The 16049-nt window shown below is 50.7% G+C and carries 15 protein-coding genes; 3 read left to right on the top strand and 12 right to left on the bottom strand.

Annotated features, from left to right (window positions below):
• The first annotated feature begins 42 nt into the window (after nucleotides 1-42).
• Nucleotides 43-792, top strand: coding sequence for a cell division protein ZapD (locus LAT77_RS05225; RefSeq protein ID WP_290563502.1), 750 nt, complete (start codon nucleotides 43-45; stop codon nucleotides 790-792).
• Nucleotides 793-829: 37 nt separating this feature from the next.
• Nucleotides 830-1018, top strand: coding sequence for a DNA gyrase inhibitor YacG (yacG, locus tag LAT77_RS05220; RefSeq protein WP_290563586.1), 189 nt, complete (start codon nucleotides 830-832; stop codon nucleotides 1016-1018).
• Here yacG and LAT77_RS05215 read toward each other — a convergent pair.
• From LAT77_RS05215 to LAT77_RS05205, 3 genes are all read right to left on the bottom strand, one after another.
• Nucleotides 1015-1431, bottom strand: a complete 417-nt coding sequence (locus tag LAT77_RS05215; RefSeq protein ID WP_290563501.1) for an NUDIX domain-containing protein — start codon at nucleotides 1429-1431, stop codon at nucleotides 1015-1017. The genes yacG and LAT77_RS05215 overlap by 4 nt on opposite strands.
• Nucleotides 1415-4135: a preprotein translocase subunit SecA gene (secA, locus tag LAT77_RS05210; RefSeq protein WP_290563500.1), complete on the bottom strand. Its 2721-nt coding sequence runs from the start codon at nucleotides 4133-4135 to the stop codon at nucleotides 1415-1417. The genes LAT77_RS05215 and secA overlap by 17 nt, the downstream gene beginning before the upstream one ends.
• 87 nt (nucleotides 4136-4222) lie before the next feature.
• Nucleotides 4223-5152 carry a M23 family metallopeptidase gene (locus tag LAT77_RS05205; protein ID WP_290563499.1) on the bottom strand — a complete coding sequence of 310 codons (930 nt, stop codon included), beginning with the start codon at nucleotides 5150-5152 and terminating at the stop codon, nucleotides 4223-4225.
• Between the two features lie 26 nt (nucleotides 5153-5178).
• On the opposite strand from LAT77_RS05205, the gene LAT77_RS05200 reads away from it, so the two are divergent.
• Entirely contained in the window at nucleotides 5179-5484 is a 306-nt protein-coding gene (locus LAT77_RS05200; RefSeq protein ID WP_290563498.1) for a DciA family protein, read from the top strand.
• 99 nt (nucleotides 5485-5583) lie between these two features.
• On the opposite strand, the gene lpxC is transcribed toward LAT77_RS05200, so the two are convergent.
• From lpxC to murD, 9 genes are all read right to left on the bottom strand, one after another.
• Nucleotides 5584-6498, bottom strand: coding sequence for a UDP-3-O-acyl-N-acetylglucosamine deacetylase (gene lpxC, locus LAT77_RS05195; RefSeq protein WP_290563497.1), 915 nt, complete (start codon nucleotides 6496-6498; stop codon nucleotides 5584-5586).
• 168 nt (nucleotides 6499-6666) lie between these two features.
• Nucleotides 6667-7836 carry a cell division protein FtsZ gene (gene ftsZ / locus LAT77_RS05190; protein ID WP_290563496.1) on the bottom strand — a complete coding sequence of 390 codons (1170 nt, stop codon included), beginning with the start codon at nucleotides 7834-7836 and terminating at the stop codon, nucleotides 6667-6669.
• A gap of 83 nt (nucleotides 7837-7919) precedes the next feature.
• Entirely contained in the window at nucleotides 7920-9152 is a 1233-nt protein-coding gene (gene ftsA / locus LAT77_RS05185; RefSeq protein ID WP_290563585.1) for a cell division protein FtsA, read from the bottom strand.
• A gap of 18 nt (nucleotides 9153-9170) precedes the next feature.
• Nucleotides 9171-9947: a cell division protein FtsQ/DivIB gene (locus LAT77_RS05180; RefSeq protein ID WP_290563495.1), complete on the bottom strand. Its 777-nt coding sequence runs from the start codon at nucleotides 9945-9947 to the stop codon at nucleotides 9171-9173.
• Between the two features lie 3 nt (nucleotides 9948-9950).
• Nucleotides 9951-10871, bottom strand: a complete 921-nt coding sequence (locus tag LAT77_RS05175; RefSeq protein ID WP_290563494.1) for a D-alanine--D-alanine ligase — start codon at nucleotides 10869-10871, stop codon at nucleotides 9951-9953.
• Nucleotides 10868-12337, bottom strand: a complete 1470-nt coding sequence (gene murC / locus LAT77_RS05170; RefSeq protein WP_290563493.1) for a UDP-N-acetylmuramate--L-alanine ligase — start codon at nucleotides 12335-12337, stop codon at nucleotides 10868-10870. Before murC ends, LAT77_RS05175 begins: the two co-directional genes overlap by 4 nt.
• A complete protein-coding gene (gene murG / locus LAT77_RS05165) occupies nucleotides 12330-13448 on the bottom strand; it encodes an undecaprenyldiphospho-muramoylpentapeptide beta-N-acetylglucosaminyltransferase (protein ID WP_290563492.1) in 1119 nt (372 codons plus the stop codon). The genes murC and murG overlap by 8 nt, the downstream gene beginning before the upstream one ends.
• Nucleotides 13445-14701 (bottom strand): cell division protein FtsW, encoded by a 1257-nt coding sequence (ftsW, locus tag LAT77_RS05160; RefSeq protein WP_290563491.1) that lies wholly within the window; start codon nucleotides 14699-14701, stop codon nucleotides 13445-13447. Before ftsW ends, murG begins: the two co-directional genes overlap by 4 nt.
• On the bottom strand, nucleotides 14688-16049 hold the full coding sequence (gene murD / locus LAT77_RS05155; protein ID WP_290563490.1) for a UDP-N-acetylmuramoyl-L-alanine--D-glutamate ligase: 1362 nt from the start codon (nucleotides 16047-16049) through the stop codon (nucleotides 14688-14690). The genes ftsW and murD overlap by 14 nt, the downstream gene beginning before the upstream one ends.

Genomic DNA, 16049 nt, shown 5'->3' with positions numbered 1-16049 from the left:
TCGGTATCATGACCAAAGGCTCACTATAAAAATATAAGAATCATGGACTTCAAGACCTACGAGCATCCGTTAGAAGAAAAAATCCGCGTCTATTTGCGCATTGAAGCCTTGTTGCTGCAGATCCACCAAGCCGCAGCCAACGTCAATGCGGTCAATTATCCGCTGTTTTTCGGTGGTTTATTCAATCTATTGGATTTACTCGACCGCACAGATACACGAGCCGATTTAATTAAAGACCTAGAACGGCGAGAAGGTCGGCTTTTAGCCTATTTCAATCATCCTGCGGTCAATCAACACCGACTGCAAGAAGTCCACCAAGAGTTACGGCAAATTTTACAGGCCTTGTGCGAAGGCCATAAATTCGGTTATGTCCTGCGCGAAAACCGTTTGCTTGCTAACGTGCGTCAACGCATGGGGCTGATGGGCGGGCAATGCCACCATGAACTACCTGACTTGCAGTTTTGGTTGCAGCAAAGCGATGAGCAGCGCACACTTGAAACCACGCGATGGTTAGAGCAATTAACCGTCCTGCAAAGCGCATTAAACATGGAATTAAACATGTTGCGAGAACAAGGCGAATTTGAGCAATTGGTCGCAGAAAACGGAAGCTTCCAAGCCAACTCAGAAAAGTTGGCGTTATTGCGCTTGCGGGTACCGAATGAATTTAAGGTTTACCCATTAATTAGTGGGCATCGGCAGCGTTATAGTATCCGCTTCATGCAGGCTGATTCAGCAGAACGCACACCGTATCAAGGCGCCGTCACGTTTGCGCTTGCCCGCTGTAGTAATTAATTCGACGTTCACGTCAAAGAGGTTTGTTGTGTCACAAATGAAAACCCCAACCACGGTTTCCTGTCCCACCTGCGAAAAATTAGTTGTTTGGTCGAGCGCCTCTGCGTTTCGTCCATTTTGCAGCGAGCGCTGCAAACTGATTGACTTGGGCGAATGGGCTGCAGAAGAGAAACGAATTCCTGGGCCGGAGTTGCCGCCAGCAGCTAACAACGAAGATGATTACTAATCAATAAGTTTGAGTGTGGCCGTCACGATTGGCCCATTGGCCGCGGGAAACTTAAGCTCGCGTAAGGTATCCGCATCCGCCCACTGCCAAGCCTGACCTTCATTGGCGAGAACCTCGCCGGTGTGTTGAGAAACGTGCCAAATATCTAAATGGACGACCTTGTCACCGTAGTCGTGCACAATTTCAAACATGGGTGCTGCCGCGAGCACGGTAACATTCAGCTCTTCTTTTAACTCACGCGCAAGCGCGGTTTTGACTGCTTCGTCAGTTTCCACTTTACCACCCGGAAACTCCCACAAGCCGCCTTGGTGTTGATGATCGGCACGTTTACTGACTAAAACAGAAGCGCCGTGAGTGATCACACCCACGGCGACATGAACATGTTTCTGCATGGTCTTAGGTAAGCTTGCCATGGCAATGCTTGTATTTCTTCCCAGAACCGCATGGGCACGGGTCATTACGGCCTACTTTTTCGCCCTCCCGAACAACCTGCTGACCTTCCGCTGCAGGAACGCCGCCTGCGGTTGCCGATGGTGCGCTTTCATGTTGGAACTGTTTCGGGGCAGAATCTTTACGACGACGTTGTTCTTCCATCGCTTCGACGTCTTCCTCGGCACGTACTTTGACCTTGCTGAGAATACTAATGACATCCAGCTTCAGCGCCTCGAGCATGTCCATAAACAGATCATAGGCTTCACGCTTATATTCCTGTTTCGGGTTCTTGTTCGCGTAACCACGCAAATGAATCCCCTGACGCAAGTGGTCCATCGCCGCTAAATGCTCTTTCCAATGCTGGTCTAGGCTTTGCAGCATAACCGCCTTCTCAAAGTGGCGGAGCACCTGTTCGCCGACTTGTTGCTCTTTGAGTTCGTAGGCTTTAATCGCTTCTTCAACAATCTTCTCGCGCAAGATCTCTTCGAACAGCTTATCGTCGTTATCAAGCCACTCTTGAATCGGTAACTGCAAATCAAAGTCTGCACGCAAGCGATCTTCAAGCCCTTCGATATTCCACATTTCTTCAAGCGATTGCGGCGGAATGTAGTCACTGATGACACGATTGAAGACGTCCTCACGAATCACCGCTATGGTATCTTTAATGTCCTTACCGTCAAGCAGTTCATTACGCTGCTCATAGACCACTTTCCGTTGGTCGTTAGCGACATCATCGTATTCAAGCAATTGCTTACGGACATCGAAGTTACGACCTTCGACCTTACGTTGTGCATTCTCAATCGCCTTGGTCACCCATGGGTGCTCAATGGCCTCGCCTTCTTTCATACCGAGGCGTTTCATCATGGTTGCCATGCGGTCAGATGCGAAAATACGCATCAGCGAGTCTTCTAGCGACAGATAAAAACGTGACGAACCCGGATCACCCTGACGACCTGCTCGACCACGTAACTGGTTATCAATCCGGCGTGACTCGTGACGCTCAGTACCGACAATATGTAAACCACCTGAGGCGATTACGGCATCGTGGCGGACTTTCCAATCTTCTTTAATCTTTTTGATTTGCTCAGGCGTTGGATTTTCGATGTTGGCAATTTCGGTTTGCCAGTTACCACCGAGCATAATATCAGTACCACGACCCGCCATGTTGGTCGCAATCGTCACCGAGCCAGCTTGACCCGCTTGAGCAATGATTTCCGCTTCTTGGGCGTGGAACTTCGCGTTCAAAACCTTGTGTTTAATTTTTTCTTTCTTCAATAAACGTGACACCAGCTCAGAACTTTCAATCGAACTCGTACCTACAAGGACCGGACGGCCCGCGTCACGTTGCGCGCGAATATCTTCAATAATGGCGTTGTATTTCTCTTGCGCCGTCAAGAAGATGAGGTCCGGCATGTCATCGCGAATCATGTCTTTATTGGTTGGTACAACGACAGTTTCTAAGCCATAAATCGACTGAAACTCGAATGCTTCGGTATCGGCGGTACCCGTCATACCCGCAAGTTTCTCATACAAGCGGAAATAATTCTGGAAGGTGATCGACGCTAACGTTTGGTTCTCGTTCTGAATCGGCACACCTTCTTTAGCTTCCACGGCTTGGTGCAAACCTTCAGACCAGCGACGGCCTTCCATCGTCCGACCGGTATGCTCATCGACAATCACGATCTGGTCATCTTTAACGATGTAGTCAACATCGCGATGGAATAAGTGGTGCGCACGCAATGCTGCGTTGACGTGGTGTAACAAAGAAATGTTGGTCGGTGAATACAAGGACTCACTTTCGTCGAGCAAACCGTTTTCTTTCAAAATCGATTCAATGTGCTCCTGACCGTGCTCAGTCAGATAAAGCTGACGCGCCTTTTCGTCAATGGTGTAGTCACCAAGCTCGGCATCGTCCTCACCTTTCCCATCTTCATGGGCTTGGCGAGTCAGTTGTGGCACTAGGGTATTAATTTTCTTGTATAACTCGGAAGAATCTTCCGCTGGACCCGAGATAATTAACGGGGTACGTGCTTCGTCAATCAAGATCGAGTCAACTTCATCGACGATTGCGAAATGCAGGTCACGTTGCACCCGGTCGTCTGGCGTAAATGCCATATTGTCGCGCAAATAGTCGAAACCAAACTCGTTATTGGTGCCGTATAAAATATCGCAAGCGTAGTTGCTTTTCTTGTCTTTCGGCTGCATACCGGCAACGTTAACACCAACGGTCATGCCTAGATATTCAAAGAAAGGACGGCTCCAATCAGCATCGCGGCGGGCTAAGTAATCGTTGACGGTAATGATATGTACGCCACGACCAGTAAGGGCATTCAAGTATGCCGGTAGTGTCGCTGTGAGGGTTTTACCTTCACCCGTACGCATTTCGGCGATTCGGTGTTCATTCAGGATCATGCCACCCACCAACTGGACGTCAAATGGGCGCATTTCAAAGACGCGTTTACTCGCTTCGCGAGCGACTGCAAATGCCTCAACCAACAGGTCGTCAAGCGTTTCACCATTCGCCAAGCGCTCTTTAAACTCAGCAGTCTTTGCCTTGAGCTCGTCATCGCTTAAGTTCTCGTACTCCGGCTCTAGCGCGTTAATTTGGCCAACGCGTTTGCGTGATGCACGGATAATACGATCGTTTCGACTACCAAAAATACGTTTAAAGAGACTACCCAACATGTGTTTTTAATATCCTGTAGCAAAAAATCTAGTGGTGAAAAAATAAACGGCACCGCGTCGGTGCCGGCTCTACTCTTTCCATCGATGCTATTCGACCGGCGCGTCGCGTAAAACAAATCGTGCCGGATTGACCTGTCGCCCATTCTCCAACACTTCATAGTGAACGTGTGGTCCGGTTGAGCGCCCTAAATTACCTACTGTCGCAATCACTTGCCCGCGAGTGACAACATCGCCGACATTGACATCAATTGAGTTCATATGACCATAGCGAGTGCGAATGCCAGCACCATGATCAACTTCAATCAAATTACCGTAACCTGCTCGTGGTCCCGCAAAGGTCACAATACCTGCACCCGTCGCCTTGATCGGCGTACCTTCAGGCGCTGCATAATCAACGCCGCGGTGCATCGTCGGGTTGCCCGTAAATGGGTCTTTGCGAACGCCAAACTGCGAAGATAGCCAGCCTGTGCTCACAGGACGACCGGAAATAAATCGTTCATCTTCTATATGGTGATGTAACATGACACTTTCAAGGAGGCGAAGTTGTTTTTGTCGATTTTCTAATTGAGCGAGAACGCTGTCGAGTTCAGACAACAATTGATGTTCGCTGACCAACGGCCATTCGGGGATAATCTGGTCAGGACCACCGACCGGTAGTGGCGCTGTGAAGTCAAACTCGCTGCTTTCCAGCTGCGCTACTGCGGCAAGACGCTGACCGAGCGCTTCCAGTCGCATAATTTGTGCTTGTAACTCACCCACCTTCATGGTCATTGCGGTGAGTTCACGTTGGGTACGGTCGCGAACTTCTTGCACCAGTTCCGACTGCATCGCCAAAGCGCGTTGCTCGTCCTGTATCTTGCTTTGCTCAACCAGACTATTGAACGACAGTCCCTGCCATGGCTGCATCGCCATTAACAAGAAAAATGCCACGAAAGCACTGATAAACAGTAAACGCCGCTTGCTAAACTGCAGCTTAAAGCGTACTTTTTTACCTTGATACTCAATTGCTAAACTCATGCACGTTCCGAGTTGAATTAAATTATATGCTGAAGCGCAAACCCAAAAGTGTGCAAACCTTGTTACAAAAAGGCCCACTTGCACAACTTAATGAGCAACATCATCGCCAGTCAAATTTACAGAATTTATGGCTTGCCGCAGTGCCTGCTGATCTTGCTGCCAACTCGCGTTGCGTTGCCATTCAAGGACAAACCCTAATTATTTATGTACGCAGTGGCGTTTGGTCCACTCGTGTGCGCTTGTTACAATCGAAGATTTTACTCTCATTGCAAACGGCTAGCTCACAGCCTTTACGCAGTTTAGAAATCAAAGTAAAACCCGCATTGCAATAACGCCGTCGCTTACCTTAAGCCTTGTTGCGCTTTTGCGCAACATTTCATCGTGACTTTACGCAAAAAGGCCGCTATTTTCAGTAGCGGCCTTTCAATCAATTAGGCAAGGGCAGGGCTGAGGTAACTAATGGGCGCCTCTGCACTTGTCTCTTCAAATGTCACAAATTCCCAAGCTTCCTGATGCTGCATTAATGCCACCAAAAGCTTGTTATTTAATGCATGTCCTGACTTATAAGCACGCAAATGCCCCAAAATGCTATGACCACCCATATAGAGGTCGCCGACCGCATCAAGTATTTTGTGTTTCACGAACTCGTCGTCGTAGCGCAATCCATCCGTGTTGAGGATGCGGAAATCATCCAAAACCACGGCGTTGTCAAAACCGCCACCCAGGGCTAAGTTATTGGCACGCAAATATTCGATGTCTTTCATAAAGCCGAAAGTACGGGCACGGCTAATATCACGAATAAATGCTTGGCTACTAAAGTCCATGGACACAACTTGATTCGTATCCGCGATAGCTGGATGTTCGAAATCAATCGCAAAGTCGATTTTAAAGCCGTTATGGGGTAATAACTCGGCCCATTTATCACCTTCTTCGACACGAATCGGCTGCTTCACTTTAATGAAGCGCTTCGCTTTCCCTTGCTCGTGCACGCCCGCTGACTGCAGCAAGAATACAAACGGGTGTGAACTGCCATCCATAATTGGAATTTCGTGCGAGTCCACTTCAACAATTAAATTATCGATACCCATGCCCGCAATCGCGGCAAGCAAGTGTTCTACGGTCGAAATGCGAACGTTGTCGTCATTAATCAGACAAGTACACATGCGCGTGTCCTTCACCAGCTCAGGTGAGGCCTTGATTTCGACAGCAGGATCCAGATCAGTCCGACGGAACACAATACCTGTGTCCGGCGCAGCAGGACGCAGCACCAAGTTAACCTTGTTGCCTTTATGCAAACCCACACCCGTGGTTGCAATCATCTGCTTAATGGTACGTTGTTTGACCATACTGAATCCTCCTTCGTCGCAAATTTTCATACCGACAAGATCCGTTTGTGCGGCAAGGAGTTTTAAGTTATCGCCCAGCAGCCTTCAAGAATTAAAGCCTGTCACGCCGCTGACAAAAAGGGGCGATACTATAGCAATTGCTAATGCTTTCGTCAATAACTGGACTGATCAGTCTGCTTGGCGACGAAGAAACGCAGGGATGTCCAGAATGTCTGGTTCCGCCTGCTTACGCGCTGATGGGCGCTCTTCAACGTCATAATCAGCTTCTTCTTCCAGTTTTGGCGCGGTCGCTTGGCGGTTAAAACCACCCGAACTACTTGAACGCACCGTCATCGGCTCTGGTTTCTTTTCAACCAAAGAGATGTCCGGCTTACGCTCTGCACCAATGCCTGTCGCCACCACAGTGACACGCATTTCGTCAGACATTTCCGCATCAATTACGGTACCAACGATTACTGTCGCATTTTCAGAGGCAAACGAGCGAATCACACTACCGACCGTTTCAAACTCATCAATACCCATGTCCATACCAGCCGTGACATTGACCAGTACGCCACGCGCACCAGAAAGATCAATATCTTCCAGCAGTGGACTGTTAATCGCCATTTGTGCCGCTTCTTGCGCACGATCTGGACCACTGGCAACGCCAGTTCCCATCATCGCCGTACCCATTTCGCGCATGACTGCTTGAACGTCAGCGAAGTCAACGTTAATCAAACCTTGACGGGTAATCAATTCAGCAATGCCTTGAACTGCACCTAATAGTACATTATTGGCTGCACCAAACGCATCCAGTAATGAGGTGCCTTTACCTAAAACTTTCAGAAGCTTTTCGTTCGGGATGGTAATCAGTGAATCGACGTGTTGCGATAACTGATTAATCCCTTCTTCTGCCGCTGCCATCCGCTTCTTCCCTTCAAATGGGAATGGCTTAGTGACCACAGCAATCGTTAAAATGCCCAATTCTTTGGCAATCTCAGCGACCACAGGCGCGGCGCCCGTTCCGGTGCCACCACCCATGCCTGCAGCGATAAAGATCATGTCTGCGCCTTCAAGTTGACGCGCAATCTCTTCACGATTTTCCTCTGCGGAAATTCGTCCAACTTCTGGGTTTGCACCAGCACCTAAACCTTTGGTGATTTCATTCCCCAGCTGAATCAACACATCCGCATCGTGTTTACGCAGTGCTTGTGCGTCAGTATTTGCCGCAAGGAACTTAACGCCTTCAATCGACTGCGCAACCATGTGTTGCACAGCGTTTCCACCGCCGCCGCCGACACCGATGACTTTAATCACCGCGTCCGCTTCAAAATTATCCACTACTTCAAAAGTATTCATAATAGTTACCTCTCCACTTGCCCGTATTTTCCGTTGTTACCCCATAAAAATCAAAGTCTTAATTTTACTTTTTACGACTTTTTCTAAAATTCTCCGCGGAACCAACTTTGAATCCGCTGCAACCAGTGTGGACGTTGCCCCCGTTGCCGTTCTTCTTGTTGACCGGCGAGGTCGAGTTGCCCAAAGCGCAACAGCCCGACACTCGTGGCATAGGTGGCGTCGTTGACATAGTCGCTAAGCCCCTGAATTCCGATCGGTGCGCCTAAGCGTACTGGCATCGAAAATATCTCTTCGGCGAACTCAATCGCACCTTCCATCTTTGCGGTACCGCCAGTAATCACGACACCCGCTGCAATTTGCTCTTCCAAACCGCTACCGTAAATTTCGTCACGAATGAGTTCAAATAACTCTTGGTATCGCGGTTCAACTACTTCCGCCAGCGTATGACGCGACATCGATCGTGCCGGACGCCCACCTACGGACGGCACTTCAATATTGTCTTCCATGCTGACCATTTGCCGCAGTGCACAAGCGTATTGCACTTTAATCTCTTCAGCATGACTCAGTGGCGTGCGGAAAATCTTCGCAATGTCGTTAGTGACCTGATTTCCCGCTACCGGAATCACTGCCGTATGACGCAGCACGCCACCGGCAAAAATACTAATATCAATCGTACCTGCACCCATGTCGACCAGCGCAACACCGAGCTCCTTCTCGTCGTCGGTGAGAACTGCAAAGCTCGACGCCAGCGCTGAGAACACCAGACTTTCCACTTTTAAATCACAGCGCTCGACCGCTTTGACGATATTTCGCGCCATATCGTTCGCACAGGTGATCATGTGTACGCGTGCTTCCATCCGCACTCCGGACATGCCGACCGGGCTTTTAATGCTCTCTTGTGAATCAATCACAAACTCTTGGGGCAGCACGTGCAGAATTCGCCGCTCCTGCGCAACCGGAACCGACTTCGCCGCATGAATAACGCTATCGACGTCGTCCTGAGTCACTTCCGAGTCGTTAATCGGCACCATGCCATTTTCGTTCTGGCAACTAATGTGGCGACCGCTAATATTCAAATACACCGCTGAAACGCGGCAGTCCGCCATCAGTTCAGCTTCATTCACTGCCCGTTGAATCGATTGGACGACAAGATTCAAGTCATTGACACCGCCCTTATCCATTCCCCGCGCCGGGGTCACACCAACACCGATGACGTTCAGGTCGCCGTCTGGCAGTATTTCCCCGATCAATGCCGTGACTTTACTGGTGCCGACATCGAGGCTGACGATCATGTTATCTGTTTCATTTTTAGTAATCACAGCACTCTCACTTTCCTATTCGTTATTTTCTTTGTCTTTCCAACCGATGGCGATACCGGTGTCATAACGCAAATCCGCATACGCAATCGCTTTGTCCGGCTCTTCTGCAGCAATCACCGGGTAAAGATCCATAAATCGCTGCACTCGCTCCAATCGCGCCTCGCGACCCAAGCGTATTTCAATCCCATTCTCAAGCCAGGCACTCACGGCGAAACGCTCACTTAATTCCAGCCGCGTCACCCGGGTTTGGTATATTCGCAGTATCTCACTGATGCGTTGATACTGCGTTATTACCTCCGCCGCTGCGTCCGCTGGCCCGAGCAAATGCGGCAACACTTCAGCAAGCTCATTCACTTCGGCTGCGAACACCTGACCTTGCTGATTGATGAATGCTTCATCATTCCACACCGCAAATGGCTCTTGCTCGACTAAATAGACCCGAAGTCGCTGTGGCCACTCTTTCCGAATTGAAGCTGAATACACCCAAGGTAAAGCTTCTAAACGGAAGCGTAACTCGTCCACATCTGCGGTAAAAAAACTGCCAACTTCACCGTTTAAAATAGCTTGGCGGACATCTTCATCGCTAATGTAACGGCGCTCGCCTTGAATAATCATTCCGGTCAACGGCATTTCATCGGCGTCAGTTAACTTTTCAATCAGTGCGTAACCGCCAATCATTAAGCCGGCAACAATCAGCAAGAAAACCACAAAACCTACGATTGCTTGCCACTGTCCATTTCGCGCCTGCAAGGTTTCACCGGCCGTGGCTTGCTCCGCTACTTGCTCCGTCACAGGTTAACGCTCCATACCCTGCGTCGTCGCTAATATCTTTAATACCAAATCTTGAAAACTCAGACCGACTTGGGCTGCTGCCTTTGGCACTAAGCTTTTCTCGGTCATGCCTGGCACCGTATTCAGCTCGAGCAACTGTAAGTCGCCATGATCATTCACCATTAAATCGACGCGGCCCCATCCTTCGCCGCCCACAGCGTGAAATGCCTGCAGGGCGAGTTGCCGAATCTCCTGTTCGCGTGCATCGGCTAAACCGGCCGGACAAATATATTCGGTCGTGTTGTCCTGATACTTAGCCGCATAATCGTAAAACGCGTGTGGTGTCTGCACTTTAATCGCCGGTAAAGCTTCACCGGCAAGAATGCCAACTGTGTATTCCGGTCCACTGAGCCAAGTTTCAACCAGCATTTCATGGTCAAACTCTGCCGCTGTGACTAACGCTGCGTGCAACGTCTCGGCACTGTCAGCCATCGCCATACCAATGCTACTGCCTTCATGAGCAGGCTTGACCATGACCTTACCACCAAGTCGCGCCAGTAATGCAGCACAATCAATCTGATCAACACGCTTAACCGTGACCGCCTGCGCGGTCGGCAAACCGAGTCCATGCCATAGTGCTTTCGTGCGGCCTTTGTCCATAGCCAAAGCACTCGCCAATACGCCGCTGCCGGTGTACGGCAGCTGCATCATCTCTAGAATCGCTTGCGCTTGCCCGTCTTCACCACCACGGCCATGCAAGGCAATAAACACGCGGTCAACGCCGAGCTCCGGCAATGCAAACCAGCCTTGTTTTGCCGGGTCAAACAAGACAGCGTCCACACCCGCTTGTACTAATGCGTTATGAATCGCAGCGCCCGAGCGCAAGGACACCTCTCGCTCGGCGGAATCACCACCGGCCAACACCGCAACTTTACCGAACATCATGAGTTCACCTCATTGGCCTGCAGCATGCGTTCACGGTCCAGTTGTAATTCGTTGAGTAATTTAGCCAGTCCACCGACATTGCCCGCGCCTTGCGTCAAGACAATGTCGCCGGGCTGAATCAGCTCCGCTAAGCGCGCTGGCACTTGCTGTACTTCTTTGACGTAAACCGGATCCAACTTGCCGCGTTGGCGCAGTGAACGACATAACGAACGACTATCCGCACCGGCGACAGGCTCCTCTCCGGCACTGTAAACGTCGAGCATAATCAATGAATCAACGTCACTGAGCACATCAACAAAATCTTCATAGAGGTCGCGCGTGCGGCTATACCGATGTGGTTGAAAGCACATAACTAATCGGCGTTCCGGCCAACCGGCTTTCGCGGCCTGAATTGTCGCCGCAACCTCGGACGGATGATGGCCGTAGTCATCGACGAGCAGCACATCACCATCGTCACATGCAAACGCACCGTACTGTTGGAAACGACGGCCGATACCCGCAAATTTCGCTAACGCGGCAACGATGGCACTATCTTCAATACCTTCGTCGGTCGCTACCGCAATTGCCGCCAGCGCATTTAAAGCGTTATGCCGGCCGGGCAAATTCAATTCGATGGATAACGGGTCTTTGCCTTTACGTAACACCGTAAAGCGACTCTGATGCCCAACCTGACTAAACTGCACAGCGCGCACATCGGCCTCGCTATTGAAACCATAAGTGACAATTTGGCGACCGACACGGGTTAAAAGACTTTGAATGACCGGGTCGTCAGTGCACATCACGGCAAGTCCGTAAAACGGCAAATTATGCAAGAAATCGATGTAGGTATCCTGCATACGCCCAAAGTCACCTTCATAGGTGTCCATGTGATCAGCTTCGATATTGGTGACCACTGCGACCATAGGCTGCAAATGCAAGAATGATGCATCACTTTCGTCCGCCTCAGCTATCAAATACTTACTGTTCCCCAAACGGGCATTGCTACCCGCACTGGTCAACAAGCCACCAATAACAAAGGTCGGGTCGAGTTCAGCTTCAGCAAAAATACTTGCCAGCAAGCTCGTCGTGGTGGTTTTACCATGCGTTCCAGCCACCGCGATGCCATGACGGAAACGCATCAGCTCTGCGAGCATCTCCGCGCGACGGACAATCGGAATTAGCAATTCTTGCGCGGCTAACAACTCCGGATTGTGCTTATGAATCGCCGTCGACACCACAACGACACTGGCAGTCGCCACATGTGCTGCATTGTGGCCAATCGCCACTTTTGCACCCAGTTGGCGTAACCGTTGGGTGTTTGCATTTTCGGCAATATCTGAGCCTGACACTTGATAGCCTTGGTTTAACAACACTTCCGCAATTCCCGCCATTCCGGCACCGCCAATGCCGACAAAATGAATCCGACGAACGCGCCGCATCTCGGGCACGTTGACAATGGTAAATGGCTGCGCATGTGCTTTAGTCATCTGTTTTTTGCTCCGCTGTTACAACATTAGCGTGCGCTTTTGCTGCGGATAAATACTCCGAGCAAATGGCAACGATACTCTCAGTTGCCTGCAATTGTGCGCTATTTCGGGCAGCACTGGCCATCCCTTTTCGTTGGTCTTCTTGATTACTCAACAGTTTTAATTCGGCATAAATTCGAGTCGGTGAAAAATCGTGCTGACGGATCATCACAGCGGCACCGGCAGCGACTAAAACTTGCGCATTTAGTGCCTGATGATCGTCCACCGCATGCGGGTAAGGCACCAAAATCGAAGGCACTCCGGCACAGGCTAATTCGGCAACGGTTAGCGCACCCGCGCGGGCGATCACAACATCCGCCCATGCATAAGCGGCGGCCATATCCCGAATAAATTCACTCACCTCAACCTGAACAGCAGCCGGACAAGATGCATAGGCCTGTTCAACCTCGGCTTTGCGGCCTTTGCCCACTTGATGACGAATCATCAATGCTGCCTCTGACCAGTTCGCCAAGGCCGCCGGTAATGTTTGGTTCAGATGTGCGGCCCCTAAGCTGCCACCGACCACCAGCACATGAAGCCCCGCGTGCTCCGCTTTTGGCCGTTGTGCAAGGGCCTGAATGTCAGCGCGAACTGGATTTCCTACCGTCGTCGCTCCCTTCAGCTCACGTTCTGCTTGAGCAAAGCCCAATAACGTTTTGCTGGCAATTTTGTGTAACCAGCGATTGGTCAGCCCCGGCTTTGCATTCTGCTCGTGAATGACCAATGGGAGACCGAGCAGCCGCGCGGCCACCCCCGCTGGACCTGCAGTATAGCCACCGAATCCAAGCACTAGATCGACCTGTTCTGCTTTGAGTAATTTTCGTACCTGCCAAACCGAGCGACTCAAACGTACGGGCGCTGCCAACAAGGTCAACAGGTTGCGGCCGCGCAGTGCTTGTTGTTTTACGCCGATAAAGCGATAGCCTGCAGCGGGAACAACATCGGCCTCCATGCGGTCAAGGGTGCCCAACCAAATCACATCATGACCTTGCTCGCGAAGTGCATCGGCAACAGCAAGCGCTGGGAAAACATGGCCACCAGTGCCACCAGCAGCAATCAGGACTTTACTCATGCCAAGTCCCCCTGCACGCCACGTTTACTTCGTTGTACTCGCTTTTCACCTTCCGAGCGCTGCAGCCGGTAGCCCGTTCGCACTTCATAATCAATCCGCAATAGCAAGGCCACAGCCACTAAACTAATTAATAAACTACTGCCGCCATAGCTGACCAGGGGTAAGGTCAACCCTTTGGTCGGCAACATTCCTGATGCCGCACCGATATTGACCGCAGCCTGAAATGCAAACCAAATGCCAATTCCCTGCGCTAAGTAACCAGAGAATGGACGTTTCTGCCGCAGTGCGCGTTGACCAAGGAAAATAGCCTTCAACACCAACACCAGCACCAGCATAATAATCAGCGCCACACCAACAAAACCAAGCTCCTCGCCGACGACCGCTAGAATGAAATCAGTATGCGCTTCCGGCAAATATTGAAGCTTTTGCAAGCTGTTACCCAAGCCTTGACCCAACCAATCACCACGACCAAATGCCATTAGTGACTGCGTCAACTGATAACCGGTGTTAAACGGGTCGTCCCACGGGTTCAGGAATGACGTCACCCGCGCCATTCGATAGGGTTCAAATACGATCAACAAGACGAAAACGATAATGAGCGTCATCGCCACCGAGAAAAACTGCACGAGTCGCGCACCAGCGACCCAAAGCATGCCCAAAGCAGTAACGCCGAGAACGACAACGGAACCCATGTCGGGTTGCTTTAGCAGCAAGATAGCCATCACGCCCATCACCACCAGCGCTTTGATAAACCCCTTCCAGTTCCGACGGAGTTCGTCATACCGACGGTCAAGATAGCTGGCCAAGAAGATAACGAAGAACAACTTGGCAAATTCAGCGACCTGCAACGTAAACGGACCAATCCGAATCCAACGCGTCGCACCATTGACTGTCGAGCCAACAAAAATAACCGCGACCAGCATAACAATGGCGATGAGACACAGCGGTGCGCTGTATTCTTGCCATTTCGCCACCGGAATCGTCATGACCACGATAGCAGCAAGTGTACCGACACCTAAATAAACACCGTGGCGAATAACAAAATAAAATGGGTTACCCGTTAAGCGCTCAGCCACCGGAATCGACGCCGATGCCACCATGATAAAGCCGATACCCATTAGTAACAGCGCCAGCAAAAGCAGATGACGATCATAAAACTGCATCGACGAGCCATTAAAGAATGCACTCAGCCGGTGACGCCACGGTTGTTGTGGACGAATTTCCAGTTCAAGTTGCGGTTCAGTGGCTCGCATACCAAGCCTCCACCGCACTGCGGAATTGTTGCCCACGATCTTGATAGTTCTTGAACATGTCTAAACTTGCACACGCCGGCGATAACAGCACGACCGTTCCTGCACTCGCCTGTTGCACCGCAAAAGCAACCGCTTCATTCAGCGTTTGCACCGGCCGGCTTTGCGGTTTCAATGCCGCTATCTTGTCACCGTCACGTCCGAGCGTAACTAACACATCCACATGCGTATTTAAAACAGGCTTTAACACCGCGAGGTCAGCACCTTTCGCGTCACCGCCCATAATCAGAATAAGTTTGCCTTTGGTTGCCGGTCGCAAGCCTTCAATGGCGGCTATCGCGGCTCCTGGATTCGTGCCTTTCGAATCATCGATCCAGCGCACTTGATCATGCTCAGCAATAACTTCACAGCGGTGCGGCAAAGCGCGATAACCTTGCAGAGCGGTGACCGCTTCTATCACATCCACACCCAGTGATTTCACCAGCGCCAACGCCGCTTGAATGTTTAACCAGTTATGAATGCCAGCCAGCGGTAATTCGCTACAGGCTAATAACGGCTTGTTATTAAAGGTGAGATAAAAATCGTCATCTTGACGCAGAAGACCAAAGCCCTTGGCTGCATCGGACTGACCAAAACTGAGGTGTTGAGCGCGTGGTTGAATCGTAATCGGACGGGTCGCACTATCGTCGCGATTCCAGACACAGGTTTGCGCATGCGCATAAATACGCTGCTTGGCTCGCTCGTACGCACGCTCGTCGTCGTAACGATCAAGGTGATCAGCGCTGATATTGAGGATGGTCGCGGCGTTCAACACTAAATTATCGACTAGCTCCAGCTGAAAACTGGATAGTTCCAACACATAGCAGTCGTGCTCTGGCGCATCGGCGAGCAGCGCATCAAGCACCGGCATACCAATATTGCCTATCAGCAAGGGCTGCATGCCGACATTCTTCAAGATGTGACCACACAAGGCAGTCACGGTTGATTTACCATTCGAGCCGGTAATGCCGATCATGGGTTTGTTCGCGAACCACGCAAACAACTCAACGTCGGAAATCATTTTCACGCCAGCATCATCGGCCATTGCAATGACTGGATCGCGGCGATCAATACCGGGACTTACAATCAGCAAATCACACTGTAATAGGTCTTCAATTTGCAGCGGTCCAAAGTGAGTTTCGCAGGCCTCGGCGACTTCTGGCGCAGACTCCGCTCCGGGCGGTGTTTTCCGTGTGTCAATAACGATGGGCTGCAGGCCTTGCGCTAACAGAAAACGTGCAGCAGAAACACCGGTGAGGCCAAAGCCTAACACGCCGATTGTTTCAAAGGTCTGCAGTTTCTGTGTATTCAT

Origin of the sequence: Aliidiomarina sp. (assembly GCF_022565475.1) — a bacterium.
In the GTDB taxonomy this organism is placed as follows: domain Bacteria; phylum Pseudomonadota; class Gammaproteobacteria; order Enterobacterales; family Alteromonadaceae; genus Aliidiomarina.
The sequence above is the reverse complement of the archived record's forward strand: the minus strand, read 5'-3'. Positions and strand labels throughout refer to the sequence as shown.

Bases quoted from the DNA above. Each gene is read 5' to 3' on its own strand.
- secA (WP_290563500.1), bottom strand. From the start codon at position 4,135: ATGTTGGGTAGTCTCTTTAAACGTATTTTTGGTAGTCGAAACGATCGT.
- LAT77_RS05200 (WP_290563498.1), top strand. From the start codon at position 5,179: ATGCTGAAGCGCAAACCCAAAAGTGTGCAAACCTTGTTACAAAAAGGC.
- lpxC (WP_290563497.1), bottom strand. From the start codon at position 6,498: ATGGTCAAACAACGTACCATTAAGCAGATGATTGCAACCACGGGTGTG.
- yacG (WP_290563586.1), top strand. From the start codon at position 830: ATGAAAACCCCAACCACGGTTTCCTGTCCCACCTGCGAAAAATTAGTT.
- ftsW (WP_290563491.1), bottom strand. From the start codon at position 14,701: ATGCGAGCCACTGAACCGCAACTTGAACTGGAAATTCGTCCACAACAA.
- LAT77_RS05225 (WP_290563502.1), top strand. From the start codon at position 43: ATGGACTTCAAGACCTACGAGCATCCGTTAGAAGAAAAAATCCGCGTC.
- murG (WP_290563492.1), bottom strand. From the start codon at position 13,448: ATGAGTAAAGTCCTGATTGCTGCTGGTGGCACTGGTGGCCATGTTTTC.
- murC (WP_290563493.1), bottom strand. From the start codon at position 12,337: ATGACTAAAGCACATGCGCAGCCATTTACCATTGTCAACGTGCCCGAG.
- LAT77_RS05205 (WP_290563499.1), bottom strand. From the start codon at position 5,152: ATGAGTTTAGCAATTGAGTATCAAGGTAAAAAAGTACGCTTTAAGCTG.
- murD (WP_290563490.1), bottom strand. From the start codon at position 16,049: ATGAATACACAGAAACTGCAGACCTTTGAAACAATCGGCGTGTTAGGC.
- ftsZ (WP_290563496.1), bottom strand. From the start codon at position 7,836: ATGAATACTTTTGAAGTAGTGGATAATTTTGAAGCGGACGCGGTGATT.
- LAT77_RS05175 (WP_290563494.1), bottom strand. From the start codon at position 10,871: ATGATGTTCGGTAAAGTTGCGGTGTTGGCCGGTGGTGATTCCGCCGAG.
- LAT77_RS05215 (WP_290563501.1), bottom strand. From the start codon at position 1,431: ATGGCAAGCTTACCTAAGACCATGCAGAAACATGTTCATGTCGCCGTG.